The sequence below is a fragment of the Streptomyces sp. NPDC017225 genome, assembly GCF_044331465.1.
Taxonomy (GTDB): domain Bacteria; phylum Actinomycetota; class Actinomycetes; order Streptomycetales; family Streptomycetaceae; genus Streptomyces.
On record NZ_JBIRNE010000018.1, the window covers coordinates 73,813 to 95,646 of the forward strand.

General features: G+C 68.1%; 15 protein-coding genes. 6 read left to right on the forward strand and 9 right to left on the reverse strand.

Annotated features, from left to right (window positions below):
- Positions 1 to 5 precede the first annotated feature (5 nt).
- The 7 genes from ACH4NX_RS30400 to ACH4NX_RS30430 form a co-directional block, all read right to left on the reverse strand.
- On the reverse strand, positions 6 to 1,508 hold the full coding sequence (locus ACH4NX_RS30400; protein ID WP_398129475.1) for an ATP-binding protein: 1,503 nt from the start codon (positions 1,506 to 1,508) through the stop codon (positions 6 to 8).
- 27 nt (positions 1,509 to 1,535) lie between these two features.
- A complete protein-coding gene (locus ACH4NX_RS30405; RefSeq protein WP_398129476.1) occupies positions 1,536 to 1,988 on the reverse strand; it encodes a DUF6238 family protein in 453 nt (150 codons plus the stop codon).
- 27 nt (positions 1,989 to 2,015) lie between these two features.
- Positions 2,016 to 3,482 carry an SCO6880 family protein gene (locus tag ACH4NX_RS30410; RefSeq protein WP_398129477.1) on the reverse strand — a complete coding sequence of 489 codons (1,467 nt, stop codon included), beginning with the start codon at positions 3,480 to 3,482 and terminating at the stop codon, positions 2,016 to 2,018.
- Between the two features lie 137 nt (positions 3,483 to 3,619).
- Positions 3,620 to 5,023 carry an ATP-binding protein gene (locus ACH4NX_RS30415; protein ID WP_398129478.1) on the reverse strand — a complete coding sequence of 468 codons (1,404 nt, stop codon included), beginning with the start codon at positions 5,021 to 5,023 and terminating at the stop codon, positions 3,620 to 3,622.
- Between the two features lie 28 nt (positions 5,024 to 5,051).
- The gene (locus tag ACH4NX_RS30420) at positions 5,052 to 5,732 is read right to left on the reverse strand and encodes a hypothetical protein (protein WP_398129479.1); all 681 of its coding nucleotides are present in this window, start codon (positions 5,730 to 5,732) and stop codon (positions 5,052 to 5,054) included.
- Positions 5,732 to 6,040, reverse strand: coding sequence for a DUF6112 family protein (locus ACH4NX_RS30425; RefSeq protein WP_030195549.1), 309 nt, complete (start codon positions 6,038 to 6,040; stop codon positions 5,732 to 5,734). The genes ACH4NX_RS30420 and ACH4NX_RS30425 overlap by 1 nt, the downstream gene beginning before the upstream one ends.
- Positions 6,041 to 6,127: 87 nt before the next feature.
- A complete protein-coding gene (locus ACH4NX_RS30430; RefSeq protein ID WP_398129480.1) occupies positions 6,128 to 7,273 on the reverse strand; it encodes a C40 family peptidase in 1,146 nt (381 codons plus the stop codon).
- Positions 7,274 to 7,850: 577 nt separating this feature from the next.
- Between ACH4NX_RS30430 and ACH4NX_RS30435 the strand changes: the two genes are divergently transcribed.
- Positions 7,851 to 8,597 carry a DNA-methyltransferase gene (locus ACH4NX_RS30435; RefSeq protein ID WP_398129481.1) on the forward strand — a complete coding sequence of 249 codons (747 nt, stop codon included), beginning with the start codon at positions 7,851 to 7,853 and terminating at the stop codon, positions 8,595 to 8,597.
- Positions 8,598 to 8,693: 96 nt separating this feature from the next.
- Here the strand turns inward: ACH4NX_RS30435 and ACH4NX_RS30440 are convergent, their stop codons facing one another.
- Positions 8,694 to 9,632: a DUF5655 domain-containing protein gene (locus ACH4NX_RS30440; RefSeq protein WP_398129482.1), complete on the reverse strand. Its 939-nt coding sequence runs from the start codon at positions 9,630 to 9,632 to the stop codon at positions 8,694 to 8,696.
- A 236-nt stretch (positions 9,633 to 9,868) separates the two neighbouring features.
- Positions 9,869 to 11,560 carry a DUF6119 family protein gene (locus ACH4NX_RS30445; protein ID WP_398153372.1) on the reverse strand — a complete coding sequence of 564 codons (1,692 nt, stop codon included), beginning with the start codon at positions 11,558 to 11,560 and terminating at the stop codon, positions 9,869 to 9,871.
- Between the two features lie 221 nt (positions 11,561 to 11,781).
- On the opposite strand from ACH4NX_RS30445, the gene ACH4NX_RS30450 reads away from it, so the two are divergent.
- From ACH4NX_RS30450 to ACH4NX_RS30470, 5 genes are all read left to right on the forward strand, one after another.
- Positions 11,782 to 13,515: an N-6 DNA methylase gene (locus tag ACH4NX_RS30450; protein ID WP_398129484.1), complete on the forward strand. Its 1,734-nt coding sequence runs from the start codon at positions 11,782 to 11,784 to the stop codon at positions 13,513 to 13,515.
- A complete protein-coding gene (locus ACH4NX_RS30455; protein WP_398129485.1) occupies positions 13,512 to 15,542 on the forward strand; it encodes an N-6 DNA methylase in 2,031 nt (676 codons plus the stop codon). Before ACH4NX_RS30450 ends, ACH4NX_RS30455 begins: the two co-directional genes overlap by 4 nt.
- Positions 15,543 to 15,652: 110 nt before the next feature.
- Positions 15,653 to 16,858, forward strand: a complete 1,206-nt coding sequence (locus tag ACH4NX_RS30460) for a restriction endonuclease subunit S (protein WP_398129486.1) — start codon at positions 15,653 to 15,655, stop codon at positions 16,856 to 16,858.
- An 11-nt stretch (positions 16,859 to 16,869) separates the two neighbouring features.
- Positions 16,870 to 20,091 (forward strand): type I restriction endonuclease subunit R, encoded by a 3,222-nt coding sequence (locus ACH4NX_RS30465; RefSeq protein WP_398129487.1) that lies wholly within the window; start codon positions 16,870 to 16,872, stop codon positions 20,089 to 20,091.
- A 75-nt stretch (positions 20,092 to 20,166) separates the two neighbouring features.
- The gene (locus ACH4NX_RS30470; RefSeq protein WP_398129488.1) at positions 20,167 to 21,795 is read left to right on the forward strand and encodes a protein kinase; all 1,629 of its coding nucleotides are present in this window, start codon (positions 20,167 to 20,169) and stop codon (positions 21,793 to 21,795) included.
- The last annotated feature ends 39 nt before the right edge of the window (positions 21,796 to 21,834 follow it).

The window sequence follows — 21,834 nt, forward strand, 5'->3', positions numbered from 1 at the left end:
TTGGGCTATGCCATGCGGGCGTCGGTGTCGAACAGCTCGCGCTCGGCCGGGTGCAGGATGTGCTGCGTGATGAAGGAGCGGCCGGCGACCTTCCACAGGCCCCGGCCCTTGGTCAGGGCGGACACCGCCTGTGTCTCGACGCCTGTCAGGCCTAGCAGGGACGCGGCGGCGGCGAGCTGGTCGGACTCCTGGCGGTAGATGATGCGGGTGGAGCAGTCGGCCAGGAGTCCCTCGGCCAGGACTCGGCCGCGCGAGCCGGCGTCGCCCGCCGAGAGCAGGTCCGACAGCCGGTGGATGACCATCAGGTTCGCGATGCCCAGGCCCCGGGAGAGCTTCCACTGGCTCTGCATCCGCTCCAGCAGGCCGACGTGCCGCATCAACCGCCACGCTTCGTCGTAGATCACCCAGCGCCGGCCGCCGTCGGGATCGGAGAGGGCGGACTCCATCCATGCGCTGGCGCAGGTCATCGCGAGGACCAGCGCTGTGTCGTCGCCGGAGCCGCCGAGGCGGGAGAGGTCGATGGACAGCATCGGTGTGGTCGGGTCGAAGGACACAGTCGAGGGGGCGTCGAACATGCCGCTGAGGTCGCCGTGCACCAGGCGGCGCAGGGCGTGCGCGATGTCCTGGGCGGCCGATCCGAGGTGTCCGGCCCGGTGGCCGAGAGCGCGGTCGAGGCGTTCGGGGGAGCCGAGGACGTGTGCGATCTCGCCGAGCAGCGGCACCGTGCCACGGGCGGCGGCATCGGCGACGACCAGGTCCAGGGCGAGATCCAGGGCGGTGTGCTCCATCGGCAGCAGATCGCGCTTGAGCACGGTGCGTGCCAGGCCGGCCAGGAGGAGCAGACGGCGCTTGCGGACCTCCGCGAACCAGTCCTTCTCGCTGACGGAGGCGGGTCGGGCCGGGGCGTCCAGCGGGTTCAACCTGCCCGGGAGCCCGGGGCCCAGCGCGATGCTGTAGCCGCCGAGGGCCTGTGCGACGCCGGTCCACTCACCTTTCGGATCGCACGGGATGTAGATCCGGTAGCCGTGGGCGATCGACCGGGTGGCGATGGACTTCGCCAGCGCCGACTTGCCCATGCCGATGATGCCGGCGAGGACGGCGTTCGGGTTCGTGAAGCCCTCGATCCGGGCGCTGTTGTACAGCGAGAAGGGGTCGAAGCAGAAGGCGGCCTCCGCGTGGACATCGCGGCCGATGAACACCCCCTCCGCCCCCAGGCCGCCCTCGGCCACGAAGGGGTAGGCCCCCGAGGCCGTGGCGGTGGTCATCCGGTGGGCGGGCAGGTCGAGCTTGCCGCCTCGGGCGGAGGTCGGGCCGGGGCGACCGGTCGGCGGGTAGGTGGGCCGCAGTTCCGGGGCGAGGGTCTGCTCGGCGTGGTGCTTGGGCGGGGTTCCGGCGAGGCGGGCCTGGCGGCGGGCTTCGGCGAGGCCGGCTCGGGCGGCCCGCTGCTCGGTGCGCGACGTCTTGCGGGGCACGAACAGAGGTGAGGCGCTGGCGCGCGTGCGGGACATGAACGTTTCTCCAGGCAGGGTGGCGGGTCAGCGGCGGACGAGGCCGGTAAAGGGCGCGTGCAGGTCAGCCGGGGTAGTGCTGCGACGGACCAGGTGAGCGGTGCGCTGATGGCGCTGGCAGATGGTCAGCTCCGGCGCCCCTTCGGGCAGGCCGGCCAGGCACGCCTCGGGTTCGGGTATCTCGCCGGAGTCCGGCCGGGGCGCCGCGTGGTAGGCGGCGTGGAGGCGCTCGGCGGCCTGCCAGATGCGGGTGCGGGCGGTGCGGAGCTGGTCGCCCTCGGTCGGAACGAGCTGCCCGGTACGGGCGGTGTGGGCATCGAGCAGCCCGTACATCGCGACGAGGTGAGCGTGCAGGGCGTCCAGCTCGGCGCGGGTGGTGACCAGTGGGCCGCCCGGGACGTTGAGTGCACGGTGGAAATCGAGCGCCGCGGTGGCGAAGGGCACGAAGTCCTGCGCGGTAGGGCTGGCGGTGCGTGACATGAGGGTGCTCTTTCGAAAGGAAGGGAGTCAGGCGGCGAGCGCGAGCGGCATGGCGGCGGCGGTGAACGCCTCGGCCTGCTGCCAGGTCAGCGGTCGGAGGTCGAGCTGGGCGCCGACGGCCGCGGTCTCCACCACAGCGCAGGCGGTGCGCAGTTCGTCCTCGGAGTCGGCGGAGACGGTCAGTAGCCCGGTCAGGGCGACGTCGGCGTGCCCCGCGATGAGTTGACGCTCGCGCGTCTTGATGTCCTGGTACTCGATCGAGTCCGCCTCGGAGTCGACCTGGCCGCGCCGGGCCCGCTCGGCGGCGTCAGCGAGCACGCTGGACTTCCTGCGCTGGACATCGCGTAGGGCGGCGTCCAGTCCCTTCGGCTCGTAGCAGAGCGACAGCGTGCGCCGGACCCCGCCGGTGAACAGGAGCTGGTGCAGGAAGCCGGCCGACGTCTCGGTTCGGGGCCAGTTCTCCACCCAGTACGTGGCGTGGACGGCCGAGTCGGTCTCGATGTGGTCCGCCTTCTCGACGACCACGACGGGTCCTGCGGCGGCGGGGTCGGCCTCGGGTCGGCCGGCGGTGGACCACCGGTCCAGCGTCGCCAGTGCCTTGGGGTCGTAGGCGGTGCGTACCACGGCGGCGATCTCGCGGGCGGTGAGCCAGCCGGTCGGGGTGAGTCCGGCGGTCCGCGCGGCCTGGTCGAAAGTGGAGGCGAGTTGTGCCAGGACGCTGAAGGAACCGGTCAGGCCGCCGCCGGCCTGGTTGATCAGGCGTCGCGCCGCCTTGGTGTCCAGGGACACCGCGACGTACGACTCGTGCGGAGCGGCTGCCGGGCCCGCACTCTGGATCAGCTCGTTGTAGATCGCGCCGGCCATAGGGGCGTCGGGTTGGCCGTGCTCTTCCCAGTAGCGGCGAAGCGCGTCGCCGGAGTCCGGGACGGTGCGCTCGATTACCTGGATGCGGGCGATCTGCCCGGTGCGGGCCAGCGCGGCCAGCGCGCGTCCCCAGCCGCCGACGTTGGCCTGCTGGGTGCTCGGGTCGAGCAGAGCGTAGGCGCGGGAAGAGACCTTGACTACCGCGGTCAGCGTGCCGGTGTGGGGGTTGTGGACCGCGCCGTAGCGGCCGTCGGGAGCGGTGACCACGCGCAGGCTGGCGGCGGTGCCGGGCAGGTGGAGCAGTCCTTCGCGGGTGGGCCGACAGGAAGGCCGGGTGAGCCAGACGAGCTGGCCGCGCAACCGGCGCAGGGCGTAGCGAGCGACGATCGGAGCCCAGTCCGCCAGGGCACGGCCCCGGTGGCGGACGAAGACGAGAAGGGCGATGATGGCCCACAGCGGGATGAGATGGAGAGCGCCGACCACGCCGCGGGTGAGGACCACGGCGAGAAGGAGAAGGCCGGTGAGCCCGGCGACGATCAACTGCGGGACGGTCAGGCCGAGCAGAACGCCGCGCCTGCTGCGGTGGGGGAACTTCACGGTGGGCGTGGGGGACTGGTGCTTGCCGGACATGTGTTTCCAGACGGTGGGAGCGGGCGGAGGACGGGCGCGCGGCGCTCTTCTGGACGTCATGGCGAAACTTTCCTGCTGGTCGGGTGAGGTGGGGGCGGGCCATGGAGTACAGCCCGCCCCTCGAGGGGGGGGGAGTGTCAGGAACCCGACGGCGGCTGGGCGGGGAAGACCCAGTTGGTCGGCGTGGCAGAACCGGCGGCCGACGGCGCCGCGGCCGGGGTGTTGGAGGTCGAAGGCGCCGGACCGGCAGGTGGCATGGAGGTCATGTCGCCGCCCGGAGCGGATGCGCCAGCGAGATGACCGGATCCGCCCGCCGCGCCTTGGACGGTCACCTGGGACCCTTCCGGTTCGTCCTCGCCGGGACGCGTGATCAGAGGCGGGACCCCCGGGCGCTGGATCAGGGCCCGGCCCTTGTCGCCGGTGGAGTTCGCGTCTTCGCCGTACCGGAAGCGGGTCTGCGGCTTGGGTGGGCCGGCGTCGATGCCCTCCTTGCTGAGGTTGCCGCCGGAGGGGTTGATGCCGGAGGCGACACCGTCGGTCCCTGCACCGGGGACCTGGTTCGGCCCCTGCGGGGCCGGAGTGCCGGTGCTGGCGCGCAGCGCGAGGCCGCCCGCGGTCTTCGCTGCGCCTGCGGCGACTGCCATGCCGGCGACGCCGGTACGGTGCATGTCGTCGTGGCCGCCGCCGTCGCTGGCCCAGTGGACGAACTTGTATGTCGCGTACGGGCAGAGCAGCACCAGGACCATCACGACGATGCCCGCCATCGCGTCGGACAGGGCCGCCATTCCGTCGCTGGCGTCGCTCTTGCCCATGGCGGAGACGCCAATGAGGAAGACGACGGTCATCAGTAGCTTTGAGACGATCAGGGTGCCGGTGGCCTCGATCCAGGCGCGCCGCCACCGCTTGGCGACCTCCCAGCCCCCGCCGGCCCCGGCGAACACGGCGAGCGCGACCATGATCAGGACGCCGACCTTTCGGGCGACCATCACGCCCCAGTAGAGGAAGGCGCCGATCGCGCAACCGAGGGCGACCAGTGCGGAGACGCCCCAGCCGAGGCTGAACATCGAGCCGAACTGGTCGACCTTGACCACACGGCGGATCGCGTCGTTGATCGAGGTGTTGGCCGCTTGGAACAGCCCGTCGGACAACGCGTCGACCACGGTGATGGCGACGGTGGTGAAGGCGATGGCGGAGAAGCTGAACAGGACACCGGTCATGGTGCCGAAAGCGGCCTTGGCGAGGGCGCGCTCGTCACGACGCCAGGCCGCGGTCATGAGCTGGATGCAGAAGATCCCAACGGTCAGGGCGAGCCCGATGGGCAGCAGCAGTTCGTAGTTGTCCCGGAACCATCCGGCGTTGAGGTCGATGGCCGTCGTCTTGTTGACGGCCTCGGCGGCCAGGTCAGCCGCGCTGGCCGCCAGTTCACCCGCGGACTTCGCGATCCAGGCCCCAAGGCCGTCGGTGACGGTTCCACCGGGGTTCGTGGCGAAGTCGACGGCGGTGCACACCTTGCCCATCAAGGGCAGTTCGCAGACGTCCATGGCGGTACCTCCTTCCGTGAACGGGGGGTCAGGGCGCCACGGACGGCATGACGCCGACCAGGGCGCAGGGACGGTCGGGGCGGCACTGGACCGCGAGGGTGGTGGAACGGCTCTCCGCCCCGCCGGCGGGCGAGCCCTTCCAGGCGATCGACTGCTTGCCGGAGACCGTGACGGCGTAGACGTACGCGTGGGTGATCGCCCCGGGATCGTCCTGCAGGGCCTGGGTGAACGCCTGCGGGAAGTGCCCCTCGTTCACCGTGGCGGTGGCGAACTGGCCGTTCGCGGCCATCTCCTTCCACAGCACGGGGGAGGGGACGGCCTTGTCGACCGAGTCCGGGTCGGCGTACTTCGACTCCTTGATCAGCCAGCCACGCAGCGCCTCCCGCAGCTCGGGCTGCGAGTAGGCGCGAGTGTCGTACGACCACAGCGCTGTGGCGGCTGCCTTCCCGTACTTGATCGGGTCGTGGGTCTTGGGTGGGACGGGAAGGGCGCGGGGTCGAGGGTGCGGACCGGACGGTGCTGCGGGCAAGGAGGATTCCGTGGGCGAACTCGTTGGTGGAGGGGGAGTTTCGGAGGGGCTCCGGCCGTCGCGGGTGAGGTATGCGGCAAGGCCGGCGAGGGCGACGAGCACCGCCAGGACGACGGTGCCGAGCAGCGCCCGGCGGCGCACGCGGGATGCGCCGCCGGGGTGGGTGGAGCGCTGAGCCATCAGTGGACCTGTGTCCCGAGCGTCGAGAAGAAGGCCACCACACCGTTGGCCGCACCGAGCAGAAGGGCCGCGCCGGCGCTCACCAACACGCCCTTTTTCCCGTTCGCCTCGGCCTGGTGACCGCCGGAGTGGTGGCCCCAGGCCCACACGCCCGCGCTGACGGCGAGGGCGCCGACCACGGCGATGAGTCCGAAGAGGTTGATCGAGCCCATCACCTGCTTGAGGACGGACAGGCCCGGCAGACCGCCCTCGTTCGGCTTGATCCCGGGATCGTAGGCGAGCTGTATGACCTGGTCAGCGAGATACATGGGGAACTCCAGTACGATTTGGTGCACGTCAAAGCCCGGACGGGCGAAGCGGCGTGTGAGAAGAGGGTGGGGCAGGGGAAGCGCCGGTCAGACGACTCGGCGGGCCGCGAGAATTCGCGATTTCCAGGACGCGAGGGTCGTGATCCGCACCACGTCACCGGTGCGCGGGGCGTGGACGATCAAGCCCTGCCCGATCGCCATCCCGACGTGCTCGGGCACGGCGGCCGTACCTTCGGCGAAGAGGAGATCTCCCGGCTGGAGGGCGTCGACCGACACGGCCTTGCCGTCCTTGACCTGCGTGTACGTGGTCCGCGTCAGCGTCACCCCGGCAGCCTTGTACGCCTGTTGCATCAGGGACGAGCAGTCGCACCGGCCCATCGCGTCCTTGCCGTGGGAGTCCGTGCAGTTCCCGCCCCACTGGTACGGCGTACCGAGCTGTCCCAGCGCCCACCGGATCGCCGTCTGAACCTTCGGTGGAGCATTGGCGGGGATCTTGTACTCGGTCGGCAGGGCGCCAGCCGGGATGGTGCCGAAGTCGGTTCCGTCCCCGTCCGCTGAACAGCCGCCCGCGGTACTGGGTGGAGCATTGTCGCTGTCGGCCGAGCCGGAGGACGAAGGACTCGGCGATGGGTTGCCGGCCTGCTGCAGCAGGGGCTCGATGGCCTCCTGCAGGGCAGTGGCCAGCGGCTCCCACTTGGCGTACGCCTCGGGGAAGCCTGACTTCTGCACCGCCTGGGCGGCCTGGGCGAGGGACAGGGACTGCCAGCCGGAGACCCTCTTGAGCCCCTCGTAGAACTTGGTGCTGGCGTGCACCGGGTCGAGGGTCTCGCTCGCTGTTCCCCAACCCATCGACGGCCGCTGCTGGAACAAGCCCAGGCTGTCGCGGTCGCCATAGGTCAGGTTCCGCAGGCCGCTCTCCTGCAGGGCGGTCGCCAGGGCGACGACCTGCCCTCGGGCGGGGATATTCATCGCGACGCCCGTGGCCTGGATCGTCTTGGCGTTGGGCACCTGATCGGCAGGGGCGTCCAGGCCCGGCACGGAGATCGAGCCCTTGTCGCCACCGTCCAGGATGGCCTTCACCTGCTTGGCGACTGCGGGGGTATCCACACCCTGAGCACCGTCGGTCGAGCACGAGGCCGAGGCGGTCCCGGCGCCGATGGCAAGGATCGCAAGGGCCAGCAGCAGCGAGCCGGTCGCGCAGAGACCGACAAGGGCTCCGGTCGTCTTCTTCATCGCCGCCGCCGTTCACCGCGACGGCGGTGCCGGCCAGGTGACGGAGGTGGGTCGGGGCGCGGATGTGTCAAGGCATGCTGCATCGCAGCGGCTCCTCGGTGTTCGTAGGAGGCGCGGTGCCGACTTCTCGTGCAAAGCCGCCGGCACCGCGCCGATGTGCATCCGCCCTCTGGCGGGCCCGGTCAGAGGGGTTGGTAGCTCCCGGACGCCGGTTTCAGGTCACGCGCGGCAGCCAGCCGCGCTCGTAATCTCAGGCGGTACACCGGGACCTCCGGACGACGCGCGGAAATGCATGGACAACGTGGCCCCCGACGCTGCTCGATTGGACCGGGCAGCACGGATAAGCACAGGTCAACGGGGGTGGAGCGAGGCTCCTGCCCGGTGACACGGCGAGACAGTAGACCGGGATTCCGGCCGCACCAAACGACTCCCGCTCCGGGGCCCGCAACAGGGGTCACCTCGTTAGGTGCGGCCGGAGATCGTCGTTAACCTCCGGTGCAACCTCGCCCGGGACAAACGCCGTTGAGCGCTGTCCGGAGCAGGTCCCGATCCGCCGTGCCCGAAGAGAGGCCCTCCCATGAGCTACACGCTGCACCGAGGCGACGCCCTGACTGTCCTGAAGTCCCTTCCGGACGAGAGCGTCCACGCGGTGATCACCGACCCCCCGTACAACTCCGGCGGACGTACCAGCTCGGACCGCACCGGCCGCACCGCGCGAGCCAAGTACGTCACCAGCAACAGCGCCCACGACCTCGCCAACTTCCCGGGTGAGAACCGCGATCAGCGCTCCTACCGCTCCTGGCTGACCGAGCTGCTGACGGAGTCGTACCGGGCCTCGGCTGAGCACGCCGTGGTCATGGTCTTCTCTGACTGGCGTCAGGAGCCGACGACGACCGACGCCCTGCAGATGGCAGGGTGGACCTGGAGCGGCACGATCCCGTGGATCAAGCCCGCCAGCCGGCCACGCAAGGGCGGGCCGAAGCAGGACTCCGAGTTCATCGTGTGGGGCGTCAAGGGATCCCTCGACAACACCCGCGACCTCTACATGCCCGGCCACTACATCGCTTCCCAGCCCCGCAAGGGCCGGGTCCACATCACCCAGAAGCCCGTCGAGATCATGCAGCAGCTCGTCCAGGTCTGCCCTGAGGACGGCGTCGTCCTCGACCCGTTTACCGGCAGCGGCTCCACAGGGGTCGCGGCCCTGCGCGAGGGACGCCGCTTTGTGGGCGTCGAGCTGTCCTCGCACTACGCCGACGTCGCCGATCAGCGGCTCCGCGCCGAGCTGACGAAGGACGACTTCGAGCTGGCCGGGCCGGAGGCATGAGTGTGAGAGCGGAGAGCCCGGGGACGGCGGCCCGCAGACGCCGAAGGGCGGCTGGCGCATCGAGTAGTCGATGCACCAGCCGCCCTTCCCGTTGCGTCAGGCCGCTTCGAACGCCCGCCGGATGAGCGGGACTGCCTTCTCCAGGCCGGCCGCCGAGACGAGCCGCACTTCCAGGTCCCCGGTCCCCAGGTGCCCTATGCCGCGCATGTCCCGGGTGAAGCCCTCTTCCAGCTCGACCGAGTCCGGGTCGAGTCTGAGGTACACCAGGATCACCTCGTGCTTCGGACGGAAGATCACCGACGCTACGTTCACCAGGCGCCGGTAGGCGATGTAGTGCCGCAGGGCCGCGACCTCGACCTCGCCCCACGCGGTGAGCGCCTCGTCCAGCTCCCCGTACAGGTCCCGTAGGCACTCGGGAACGAGGCCGGCACCCGTTGGCGAAGGAGCCGCCGGTACGGCCGGCGCGCTGTCGACCGCCGAGTCCCGCCCCCGATTCCGCCGGGACGAAGCGGCGCTCGGCGAGCCGGGCGAGGAGTCGACGAGGGTCAGGCTCAGCAGGCCGCCCTCGAACACCCGGTATCGCACCAGATCGATCCGCTCGGGCAGCCACTGCACGGCCACGCGGTCGTGGTGGGAGAAGCCGGCCGCGATGCAGACCATCCGCGGTCGCCGCCAGTCGATCGACTCGGCGGCCTCCGTGCCCAGCACCTTCCGGACCAGCGCCTCGAACTCGTGCTGCGCCGAGCGCAGCCAGCCCAGATACGAGACGGCCTGCGACATCACCCCGCTGTCGGTGCCCTTCTTGAACTCGATCACCACCGGGCTGCCGTTCTCGTCCAACCCGAGGGTGTCGATGCGCCCTCGGTGCCACGGCCCGGTCGGGTACTCGGACGCGAGGAAGCGGATGCCAAGCATGTCCTCCATGCCGGCCTCGATCCGGCGTTGCAACTCGACCTCCAACGCCACCGTCGAACCGCGCAGCTCGACGTCCCGGCCGGCAGCGTCAAGCCGGAACAGCTTCAGGTCGCTCACCATCGTCCCCCTCCGTGATCACTACAGGAGAGGCAATCGAAACCGGCCTGCGGGTATTCCAGTGGAAACGTGCGCGTCATGCCCCACCCGTCCTCTCGCTGTTCTCGGCCAACGTGGACGCCGCGGGGTCGTTCGGGAAAGATGATCAGCTGCGTTGGGCTTGTCCGATTCGGACAGGTGTTGGACGCGTGCCGCGCCCGCGAAGTGGGATTGGGGATCGCCCCCAGGGCGGCGTGGGTTCAGCGTCGGATTGCGACGACCTCGACCTCTGCGTTCATCGCGCGCAAGCGACGTGCCGACTGAAGGAGGGATACCTGGGCGAAGGCGAAGAGGGAGTCGACGGTGATCTCCTTCCCATCCTTGAGGAGGATGGCGAGCACGACCTTCAGCGTGCCGAAGTCGCTCAGGAGGCGGTGGTCGGGAGTGCGCTCCGCAACCTGACTCAGGAAGGCGCTGCGGATGGCTTCGTCGCTGCGCAGGGTTTCGACGGCGGTGACCGCCTGGGCGAAGAGGTGGTTCAGCGGCGCGGTGCCGTCGCTGCTGGTGGCCTTCTTGACGCAGATCAGCTGGTTGTCCGGGCCGAGGACATCGCAGACCTCCAGTCCGCCACCGTTGAACTTGTCCGTGACGATGTTCTTCTTGTCGAAGAGGAGGTAGCCGTCCTGGCCTGCTGCCTGCTTGTTGTACCAGTCCTCATCGTGAGAGTCCCGCCCCTTGGCGTTCGGTACTCCCTTCGGCCAGGCCGGCAGTTGGACACTGGACGACTTGCCCAGTAGCTCCCGGAGCTCTTCCTCCAACGTTTCGAGGAATCCGGCTCCCACCTCGTACCACTTTCCGTGGCCGTAGAAGTACCGCGCCGTTCCCACGGGGACGTCCGCGATGAGCCACTCCTTACCGGTGCTCGCGGCGCTGGCCGGCGTCTTCAGGTCGTCGTCGCTGAACATGACGACCCGTACCTGGGCGAGCGCCTTGAGGCGCTCGCCCTCGGCCTTGTCCGAGACGAATTCGAGGAGGACAGGAAGGTCCAGGTCGGTGACGTCGATGCTGCGGCTACCCGAGCTGATCCGGAACGCCTGGGCAGAGCCGAAGCCCTCCTGGCAGCTCTCCGGAACTCCCAGCGTGATCCGCGGGTGACTCGGGTCGGCGAGCATGCGCTCAAGGACTGCCTGGGCGTCTACCGCCTTGCGGCTGCGGTTGTCCAGCGTGCGGAGCCGATCGACGAAGCCCAGTTCGGGCAGCGGATCCGGGCGCGAGCAGACCTCCTCTATCGCGCGCAGGTCGTTGAGGAATTCCTCCGGGGTGGTGGCCAGCGGCAGCTTGATGGTCGATTCGGAACACTCGACCCGAACGTGCTTGGTGGTACCGGAGGGCAGTGAAGTCAACGGGATGCCGCTGACCGTTCCACAGATGCGGCGGACGACTGCGCCGAACCGGTCGAGCCCGAAGCCGTCGATACGCTCCCCCCGGGCGACGGAGTACTCGTCGACACGCCCTCGTCCGTCCATGATCTGGTTGCGCACCTTGATGATGCCGTCCTCGTCGAGGCAGCGGGTGGCGAACTCCAGGCCGAACTCATCATCACGGTAGTACGGGTCCAGCATGTGCTGGCCAACCCCGTAACTCAGGGCGTACAGGCCGCGCTCGGTGCGCATGAGCACCAGGCCAGCAGCGGAGTGATTCCGCTCGTTGACCTCCAAGCCGGTGATCCGCTCGACGGCCGGGCACCAGTCGGCGCGGTCCCGGGGGATCCCCCCGTTCACCAGCAGCCCGGTGACGCCCTCCCAGGCGAACTCGCGGACCTGGTAACCGGGTCTGTCGAGATAGTGAGGGCGAACAAGGGTGCGGAGTTCTACCTCGCCACCGTTGGGAACAGTGAGTCGGTGCAGCGTGGACTTGCGGGTGCCGGTGCTGCTCTTCTCCTTGGCAGTCACATCATGCTCCTTCGAGTCGAGGGGCCGGAGGTCGGTGCCCGCGGAGGTGTTCTCCTCGATCCGCGCGACTTCGTGCTCATGCCCGGCTCTCCTCCCGCGCGCAGGGCGCTGTGCTGTGCGTCGGAGTTCCTGGCGCGTGATGACCAGTAAACAGGGGTGCGTTAGCACCGTCAACTGAATGTAACTTGTTGCTCGGAATGTTCCCGGTGTACGGTCGCGTCATGGCCGGAGGAAACGAGGTATCCGAAGCCGCGGTGACCGCTGCGGAGATCGCGCGGTTGGCGGGGGTGACGCGCGCCGCGGTATCCAACTGGCGCAGGCGCCGCTCGGACTTTCCCGCACCCGTCGGCGGCACCTCGGCTAGTCCCCTGTTCTCACTCGCCGAGGTACGGCAGTGGTTGGAAGGGCAGCGCGAGGGGCGAGAGGTCAGTGGGGAGGTCCGGCTCTGGCAGGCGCTGCGTGGCACCTACGGCGAAGAAATGGTCCGGGCGCTGGCTGCTGTCGGAGAACATCTCCAGGGCGATGCGCAAGAGCTGACCGACCAGACCGCCCGCGAGGCGCTGGGCGGGCTGGTCGCCGACCGGATGCCCACTGAGGTGATGGACGCGCTGGTCGCTCGGCTGCTGGAGTCCACCGCGCGCGCCGCGCTGGACGGTGCCTCGACATTGCGGTTGGCTCGCGCTGTCCGAGAGTTTGCTGGCAAGACCTCCGGTACCGTCTTCGACCCTGCGTGCGGCATCGGCTCGCTCCTCGTCGCGGTGGGCGGCGATGCGGTCGGGAGCAGGCTGGGGCAGGACACGGACGTGGACGCGACGCGCGTGGCCCGGGTGCGCGCGGCCCTGGCCACCACCGGGCCGGCAGCGCCGGTTCAGGTCGCGGCGGGCGACTCATTGCGGGCTGATGCGTTCCCCGACCTCCGCGCGGACCTGGTCGTGTGCGAGCCGCCGACCGCTGTGGCCGACTGGGGCCGTGAGCAGTTGCTCGTCGATCCGCGCTGGGAGGCGGGTGTGCCCTCGCGAGGGGAGAGCGAGCTCGCCTGGCTCCAGCACTGCTACCACCACACGGCACCCGGCGGGCGAGCCGTGGTGGTGCTGCCGGCGTCGGTCGCCCATCGCCGCTCCGGTCGCAGGATCCGCGCGGAGTTGGTGCGTCGCGGCTGTGTCACCGGTGTGGTGGCTCTCCCGCCGGGCCTGGCTGCCAGTCACGCACTTCCGCTACACCTGTGGCTGCTGAGCCGGCCCGCCGACCCTGGGCGGTCGGCGGGGACCGTACGCATGGTGGATCTCAGCGCCAACAGCCCGGACGGACCGTGGGAGCCTCTGCCGCACCAGGAGACGGAGGTGCAGCTGATTGATCTGCTGGACAATGAGGTGGACCTTACGCCCGGCCGCTACGTACGTGAGCCGGAACCCGACTACGCGGTGGAGTACGCCAAGCTGCGCGAGGATCTCGACACGCGCCTGAGCCGCCTGCGGGCGCTACTTCCCGAGCTTCCCCCTCGTGGCCAGTCCGACGGCCTGGACGATGGCGTACCGGTCGCGGTAAGCGACCTGCTGGCCGCCGGCCTGGTCAGCCTGGAAGGCGGCGATCTCATCTCCGCCAGCGACCAGTTGGACCCCGACTACGTACGCGGATTCGCAAGTAGCGCGGCGAACGCCCGTCGTAGCACGTCCTCATCGGGTACGTTCCGAGCGGACCTGCAGGTGGCGCGCCTACCCCGCATGGACGTTGAGCGACAGCACCGCTACGGCGACGCCTTTCGCTCGTTGGGCGCGTTCGAGCGTGAACTTGCCGAACTCGCCAGGATCGGCGACCGAGCTGCGAGGCTCGCTCGCGATGGCCTCACCGGCGGCGCGCTCGATCCGCCGCCGACCCGTGACGGCGGCAGCGCTGAACACCAGAGCACGACGACCGACGGAGACGCCGCAGTGGGGCGAGAGGACAGGACACTTTGAGTAAGAACCAGGAACTGGCCGACTTCATCTGGTCGGTGGCCGATCTGCTGCGCGGTGACTACAAGCGCTCAGAGTACGGAAAGGTCATTCTGCCGCTGACGGTGCTCCGCAGGTTGGACTGCGTCATGGCCCCGACCCGCCAGGCGGTGTGGGACCGGGCGGCCTCCTACACCGGAGAGAACAAGGACGGACTCCTGCTGGCGGCGTCCAAGCTGAAGTTCTACAACCTCTCCGAGCAGACCTTCGACACCATCAGCAGCGACGCGGCCAACGTGGCGAAGAACCTCAAGGACTACATCCGGGGGTTCTCGTCGGAGGCCACGGAGATCATCAACCGCTACGAGTTCCACCTCCAGATCGACCGCCTGGACAATGCCGACCTGCTCTACCAGGTGGTGCGGAAGTTCGCCGGCCTGGATCTGAGCTTCGAAGCCGTGGACAACCACGACATGGGCTACATCTTCGAGGAGTTGATCCGCAAGTTCGCTGATGCCTCCAACGAGACCGCCGGTGAGCACTTCACCCCGCGCGAGGTCATCGAGCTGATGGTCGAGCTGCTGCTTGCCCCGGACACCGACCGGCTCAACGGAGAAGGACAGGTCGTCAAGATCCTCGACCCGGCCTGCGGCACTGGCGGCATGCTCTCGGCGGCTGAGGAGCATATCCGCAAGCTGAACCCGCGCGTGCGCGTGAACCTGTTCGGACAGGAGCTGAACGCCGAGTCGTACGCGATCTGCCGCTCCGACATGCTGCTGAAGGGCCATACCGCCAAGAACATCCGCTTCGGGAACTCCTTCAGCCAGGACGGCCACGACGGCGAGACCTTCGACTACATGCTCGCTAACCCACCCTTCGGCGTGGAGTGGAAGAAGGTCGAGAAGGCCGTCCGCCAGGAGCACGAGGACCGGGGATACGACGGCCGCTTCGGTGCTGGCCTACCCCGGATCAACGACGGCTCGCTGCTTTTCCTGCAGCACATGATGAGCAAGATGCAGCCGCTCAAGAAGGACGCGGCGGGCGACGAGGTCGGCGGCACCCGCCTGGCCATCGTCTTCAACGGTTCCCCGCTGTTCACCGGCGGGGCAGGGTCGGGCGAGTCGGAGATTCGCCGGTGGATCATCGAGCACGACTACCTGGAGGCGATCGTCGCCCTCCCGGACCAGCTCTTCTACAACACCGGCATCTCCACGTACTTCTGGATCGTCACCAACCGCAAGCCCGCCGACCGCAAGGGCCGCGTGATCCTGCTCGACGCTCGCGACCAGTGGACCAAGATGCGCAAGTCTCTCGGTGAGAAGCGCAAGAGGATGACTCGGGCCCAGATCGGGCACATCTGCGCGACCTACCGCGACGCGCTCAGCATTGCCGGTGACGAAGGCCATCCGGATCACGCGCGGGTGAAGGTTTTCGCCAACCGAGACTTCGGCTACCAGCGCATCACCGTGGACCGGCCACTCAAGCTCCGCTTCGAACTGACCGATGACAGCCTGACTCAGCTTGGGGCGTCGGCCGCCGTGAAGAAGGCGGTCGGAGGCGAGGCGGCGGTCGAGCTGTTGCTGGCCGCGCTCAGGCCGCTGCTCGGATCGCAGTGGTCCACCAAGGCTGAGGCGTGGGACGCTTTGCGGACGGCGATGGTGGCCGGAGGCGTGCTGTGGCCCTCCGTCGCACCGTTCCAGAAGGCATTGCGTGATGCGGTGGGCGTGGCTGACCCGGCGGGCGAGGTCCAGTTCATCAAGGGCAACCCTGAGCCCGACCCCGACCTGCGTGACAACGAAAACGTCCCGCTGGGCGAGGACATCGACGAGTACTTCGCCCGCGCGGTCCTGCCGCATGTCCCGGACGCTTGGGTTGCGGAAACCCGCAACCCGAAGACGAAGGAGATGGAGCGGTTCAAGCTGGGGTATGAGATTCCCTTTACCCGCCACTTCTACGTCTACGCGCTGCCGAGGCCGCTCGCGGAGATCGATGCAGAGTTGAACTCGTTGGAGGACGAGATTCAGGCGCTGCTGGGGAAGGTGGCGAGGTGACCTCTGTTCTTGGCTTGCCTCTTCCCGACGGGTGGTCTTCCTCACCCCTAAAGCACGTCACCACAGTCCTGAATCGGGGATCCGCGCCCACCTACGTAGAAGATGGGCCTGTGCATGCTGTAAGCCAGGCGGCGAACCAGCCGGGCGGGCTGGATTGGTCCCGGACAAGGTTCCACACATATTCGGGAGACCCCCGCAAATTGAAGGGCTATCTGCAGCCTGGGGATGTGATCATCAACTCCACCGGAACGGGCACGCTGGGCCGCGTCGGGCAGTTCCTCAGCTCCCCGGATGGATCTCCTTGCATGGCGGACGGCCATGTGACGATTGCACGGGCAGATCTGCGCGAATTGCATCCGCGCTTCGCCTACTACTGGCTCGCGTCTCAACCGTTCCAGGAGTATGTGTATGCGGCCCTCGTCGTGGGAGCGACAAATCAGATCGAACTCAACCGTGAGCGTCTCGGTGAGGCTCCAGTGCCGCTTCCTCCGCTGGACGAGCAGCGCCGCATCGCCGACTTCCTCGATGTCGAGACATCGCACATTGACCGCATTGCAGCTGCAAGGGAGTCTCAGAAATCCACTCTGAAGGAGCGGGAACTCTCGCTCATTGCTGAGACCTTGTCAGGTGGGGTGAGTCCGCAGGGTGGTCGTTCAACCGGAATGCCCTGGCTTCCTGCAATTCCTGCGGACTGGAAGATTGGGCCAGTGTACGCCTATTTCTCCACCGAGCTTGGAAAGATGCTCAACGCGGAGCGAGCTACAGGGGATCGTCAGCGTCCGTACCTTCGCAACGCTAATGTCCATTGGTATGAAATTGACATTTCAGACATGGCGACGATGTCGTTCGATGCCTCAGAAACGCGTCGCTACTCCGTGGCACCTGGCGATCTACTCGTCTGCGAAGGTGGCGCGGGAGTCGCCGAGGCGGCGGTATGGAACGGTGGAATCTCGGACTGCTACTACCAGAAGTCGTTGCATCGGGTCCGACGGGCAGGGCCCGTTCCTGTTGAGTGGCTCATGTACTGGCTCCGCTTGGCCAAGCACGTAGGCGTATTTGAGGCCGATGGGAACATCGCGACCATCCCGCATCTTACGGGTGAGCAGTTGCGTGAGTATCGAATTCCCATTCCTCCAGATGGTGACCTTCGCGTAGCCGCGCTGAACCGTGAGGTAAGCGACTTGCTGTCTTTGGTTGGGCGGCTCGACCAAGCGCAGGCACTACTAGCCGCTCGCCGCCAGGCACTCATCACTGCTGCCGTTACTGGCCGGCTCGACGTCACCACCGCCCGCCCCGCGCACGACCGCGATCTCTGAGGGGGATTCAGATGAACGACGCCCGCGTATACACCGAGAAGGCATTCGAGAACGCTGTGGAAGCAGCGCTGCTGCGCAGCGGCTGGCAGCGCGGGCTGTCGAACACCTACAACCCCACGCTCGGCATCGACACCTCCGAGCTGTCCGCGTTCCTCGGTGCGTCGCAGAACGACGCGTGGCTGGCGCTTCAGGCCGCCTACGGCGAGGACGAAGAGCAGGCCATCGGCCGGTTTGCGAAGCGGGTGGCGCGGGAGATCGACTCGCGCGGCCTGCTGGACGTACTACGTCGGGGCGTAAATGACCGCAACGTGAAGATCCAGCTTGCGTACTTCCGGCCCGCGCACACCCTCGCCGTCGATGCCTTGGACGAGTACAACGCCAACCGACTCGTCTTCGTGCGTCAGTTCCACTACTCCGTCGCGGACCCGGCCGACAGCCTCGACATGGCCTTCTTCCTCAACGGGCTCCCCGTCGCCTCGGTGGAATTGAAGAACGGGCTGACCGGCCAGACCGTCGAGGACGCCAAGCGGCAGTACCGGCGCGACCGCGACCCGAAGGAACTGTTCTTCGCCAAGCGCAGCCTGGTCCACTTCGCGGTCGATCCGACGCTGGCTTTTCTGACGACCCGCCTGGCCGGCGACGCCACCCGCTTCCTCCCCTTCAACACTGGCTCCGGTGGCCCTGGCCAGATCGGCGGCGCGGGCAACGTCCCGGCGTCGACCGATGGGAAGTACCCCACCTCCTACCTCTTCGACGAGGTGTGGGCCCGGGACAACTGGCTGGAGCTGCTGCAGCGGTTCCTGCACGTTGAGGACGCTGCCGCGAAGGCCGGCCGGGCGCCGTCGCACAAGCCGGGTAGTGCTCACACGCAGCCGTTGATCTTCCCGCGGTTCCACCAGTGGGATGCTGTGCGCAAGCTCATCGCGCACGCGGCCCGCCACGGCGCGGGGGAAAACTACCTGATCCAGCACTCCGCCGGCTCGGGCAAGTCCAACACCATCGCCTGGCTCGCGCACCACCTGTCCAGCCTGCACACCTCCCATGACCCTGGGCAGATCGCGCCCGCCGCGCTTGCCTCCGGCCTGGGGGCGAACAAGCTGGTCTTCGACAAGGTCATCGTCATTACCGACCGGCGGGTACTGGACAAGCAGCTCCAGGACACCATCTACCAGTTCGACCACAAGGCCGGCGTGGTCGTGCGGATCGACGAGAACTCCCAGCAGCTCGCGGACGCGCTTACCGGACCGACGGCCCGGATCGTGATCACCACGGTGCAGAAGTTTCCCTTCGTCCTGGACAAGGTCGCGGGGCTGGGCGGCCAGCGCTACGCGGTGATCATCGACGAGGCGCACTCCTCGCAGGGTGGGGAGAGCGCGGCGGCTTTGAAGAAGGCGCTGGGACGTCTCGGCTCGGACGCGGTGGACGAGGACGGCGACCCGCTGACGGCTGCGGCTCTGGCGCGTGGCAAGCAGCCGAACCTGTCCTTCTTCGCGTTCACGGCCACCCCCAAGGCGAAGACGATCGACCTCTTCGGCACGCCCTACGCCAATCCCGGCTCGGGGGAGCAGGAGAAGGGACCGTTCCACGTCTACTCGATGCGGCAGGCCATCGAGGAGGGCTTCATCCTCGACGTGCTCGGCAACTACATCACCTACGCTACGTACTTCAAGCTCCAGGAGGCCGCCGCCGAGGAGGCGGAGCAGCAGGTGGACCCGCGCAAGGCCCGCTCGAAGCTGGTGCGGGCCGCGCTGATGTCGGAGGCGTCAATGGCCTCCCGCGCGAAGATCATCGTCGACCACTTCCGGTCGCACTCCAGCCCGCGCCTCGGCGGCCGGGCCAAGGCGATGGTGGTCACTTCCGGTCGCGACCACGCCGTTCGGCTCTACCAGGCCATGCGGGCCTACATCGACCAGCGCGGCTTCACTGATTGCGGCACCCTGGTCGCGTTCTCCGGGGCACTGAGCCTCGACGGGATCGAGTACACCGAGGCCAAGCTCAACGGCTTCCCCGAACGCGAACTGCCGGCACGTTTCGGCTATACCCGCGCGGGCGACCCGAACCCGCCTTCCGTTCCCAAGCCCGAGCACCGCATCCTCGTCGTCGCTGAGAAGTACCAGACTGGATTCGACCAGCCGCTGCTGACCACCATGTATGTGGACAAGGTCCTGGTGAAGTTGGCCGCGGTGCAGACCCTTTCCCGGCTCAACCGCACCCACCGGCTCAAGTCCACCGAGGACCTGTTCATCCTCGACTTCGCCAACCGACCCGAGGACATCGAGCAGGCTTTCCAGCAGTACTACGAGGCGTCGGTCAGCGAGCCCACCGACCCCAACCTCCTGTTCGACCGCGAACGCGAGGTGATGGCCTACCAGCTCCTGGTGGAAGCCGAGATGGACGCCTTCGTCACCGCGTACTTCGCCGCTTTCCAGGGCGGCTCAGCCACCGACACCGCCATCATGAAGGCTCACGCCCGCCTCTACGGCTACCTGCAGCCCGCCCTGGACCGCTTCAACGCCCTCAACGCCACCGAACCGGACACCGCCGCCGAATTCCGCCGCGCCCTGGACTCCTATACCAAGGCGTACGGCTGGCTCTCCCATGTCATCGGATTCGAGAACCTCGAACTGGAACGGCTCTATCAGTACGGACGCTTCCTGCTGCGCCGCCTGCCCGCGCCCGTGCGCAGCGCCGGCGCAGACATAGGTGCCGCAGTCCCGAGCCACATGCGTATCACCCAGACCGGCACCCCTGAACTGCACCTGGAGGCAGCTGGCGCGCAGGTCCTGCCGGGCTTGGTGCCCGAAGCGGGCGGGGCAGTGGCCGAAGCGGAGGAGATGTCACTGGCCGAGGTGATCCAGTCCGTCAACGACGAATACGGAACTGGGCTGTCAACCACCGACCAGATTCTGCTCGGTCAGCTGGTGGTCGCCGTCAGCGAAGACCCCGAACTGCGGGCCATCGCGCTGCACCAGGACCAGGACGTCTTCGGCGGAGAACTGGAGAAGGACCTCGACCGGATCGTCATCGACCAGGCGGCCTCTAACGACGCCCTCATGGTTCGCTACTTCGACGACACCAACGTCAACCGCCTGTTCAAGCAGGTCGCGACCCAACAGGCGTATCAGCTCATCCGTCGCCCGGTCCGGCGCGAGGCTGAGCGCCGGGCGACCGAGCAGCGGGCCGCCGAACTCAAGTCCACCGGAAGCCGCCGGGCGGAGCCACCGACCGCATAACCTTTGCCCGACAGTACGTCATATCACCAGCCCAGCGGGGTGGTTGCGCTCCGCCCTTGAAGAGAGGCACCGCGCATGGTGCACGGCACGCCGACCTCCGACGCCGGGGATCCGGCCCGCGTGATCGCGGGCCGGTACCGGCTGCACACGCCCATCGGCGCGGGCGGCATGGGCGAGGTCTGGCAGGCGTACGACGAACGCCTGGACCGCCGGGTGGCCGTGAAGATGATGTTGGCGGAAAGCCCAGTTCCGCCTGGGTTCCAAGGAGCGGCCTTCGAGGAGACTCTGCAGACTCGCCGAGCCCGATTCCTGCGCGAGGTCCAGATCACCGCCGGCATCGAACACCTCGGCGTTCCGGCTGTCTACGACACAGGCACTGACGAGGCAAGCGGACGGCTGTTCGTTGTCATGCAGCTTCTGCAGGGCCGCGAGCTGCAGACCTTCATCGACGAAACTGACTACGAAAGCGAAAAGGTCCCTGTCTCCTGGGCCGCGGCTGTCGGCGCCCAGATCGCCTCTGTCCTAGACACCGTGCATGGCCGCGATGTCGTCCACCGCGACATCAAGCCTTCCAACCTGATGATCACCCCCGGCGGGGTAGTCAAGGTTCTCGACTTCGGCGTCGCAGCCCTGCGCGGTGTCGGCACACTGCCCCGGCTCACCCAGGTCGGCATGACCGTTGGCACCCCGCCCTACATGTCACCCGAGCAGAGCCTGGCCAACGCCGTAGGCCCCTCCGCAGACGTCTACGCTCTCGCCTGCGTACTCCACGAACTTCTGACTGGGAAACCGCCGTTCATTCCCGACGACAGCCGCTCCCACATGTGGCACCACGTCCACACCCCGCCTCCTCCCATCCGCTCCCTGAGACCGGATGTGCCGACCGACATCGAGAAGCTGCTGTTGGCGATGCTCACCAAGGAATCCGAGCAGCGCATGGGCGCGATGGAGGTCTACGACGTTCTTCTGCCCTTCATTCAAGCCACCGCCGGCACACTTGCCGCGACAGACGACGGTGTCCTCGACCCCCGCCTGCCGTTCCTGCGCCCTTTCGGCGGTCGGGCGCGCAGCACCGGCGTCGCCGCCTCCTACACACCCACCGTGGTGGTCCCAGTCCCGCCAGCAGCAGCACAGTCAGGCACCGCCGCACTGACCGAGCAGGAGGCGGACGCGATTTCGGACCGGGCAGCTCGGCTGGCTCAGGAGGGCCAGTTCACCCAGGCCGCTGACGCCCTGGACGAGGCAATCACGAGGGCCACCGATCCAGAGCTCAGAGAAGGCATGCAGTTCAGCCTCGCCCAAGTGAAGTTCCTGGCAGGAAGCCACCGTCAGGCTCTCGCCCTGTTCGAGCCACTCGCCCACGAATACACCAACCGCTACGGCGACGAGGACGAGCAAGCACAGCTGTGCTGGTACTACGCCGCACAGTGCCGGATGGAACTTGGTGAAGCGAGCGCCGCCATCCAGGCCTTCGATCACGTCGCGGAGATCACGCCTGCTCCCGACGACGAGGACGGCGTCAATCGCCATCTGGATACCCTCGCACGACTCATGAGCCTGCATGCAGCGGCGGAAAACCTGCCCCAGGCACTGGAGGTCGGTGACCGCCTTCGGTCGGAGACCTCCCATCTACGGGGAAGCGACTGGCCGGGGCTGGCGCAGATCGACGCCTATCTCCGCCGCCTTCGCCAGGACCTGGGCTAATCGGTCTCGTCTTGGGAGCCAAGCTCGTTGACCGGATCG

Bases quoted from the DNA above. Each gene is read 5' to 3' on its own strand.
- ACH4NX_RS30400 (WP_398129475.1), bottom strand. From the start codon at position 1,508: ATGTCCCGCACGCGCGCCAGCGCCTCACCTCTGTTCGTGCCCCGCAAG.
- ACH4NX_RS30405 (WP_398129476.1), bottom strand. From the start codon at position 1,988: ATGTCACGCACCGCCAGCCCTACCGCGCAGGACTTCGTGCCCTTCGCC.
- ACH4NX_RS30410 (WP_398129477.1), bottom strand. From the start codon at position 3,482: ATGTCCGGCAAGCACCAGTCCCCCACGCCCACCGTGAAGTTCCCCCAC.
- ACH4NX_RS30415 (WP_398129478.1), bottom strand. From the start codon at position 5,023: ATGGACGTCTGCGAACTGCCCTTGATGGGCAAGGTGTGCACCGCCGTC.
- ACH4NX_RS30420 (WP_398129479.1), bottom strand. From the start codon at position 5,732: ATGGCTCAGCGCTCCACCCACCCCGGCGGCGCATCCCGCGTGCGCCGC.
- ACH4NX_RS30425 (WP_030195549.1), bottom strand. From the start codon at position 6,040: ATGTATCTCGCTGACCAGGTCATACAGCTCGCCTACGATCCCGGGATC.
- ACH4NX_RS30430 (WP_398129480.1), bottom strand. From the start codon at position 7,273: ATGAAGAAGACGACCGGAGCCCTTGTCGGTCTCTGCGCGACCGGCTCG.
- ACH4NX_RS30435 (WP_398129481.1), top strand. From the start codon at position 7,851: ATGAGCTACACGCTGCACCGAGGCGACGCCCTGACTGTCCTGAAGTCC.
- ACH4NX_RS30440 (WP_398129482.1), bottom strand. From the start codon at position 9,632: ATGGTGAGCGACCTGAAGCTGTTCCGGCTTGACGCTGCCGGCCGGGAC.
- ACH4NX_RS30450 (WP_398129484.1), top strand. From the start codon at position 11,782: ATGGCCGGAGGAAACGAGGTATCCGAAGCCGCGGTGACCGCTGCGGAG.
- ACH4NX_RS30465 (WP_398129487.1), top strand. From the start codon at position 16,870: ATGAACGACGCCCGCGTATACACCGAGAAGGCATTCGAGAACGCTGTG.
- ACH4NX_RS30470 (WP_398129488.1), top strand. From the start codon at position 20,167: ATGGTGCACGGCACGCCGACCTCCGACGCCGGGGATCCGGCCCGCGTG.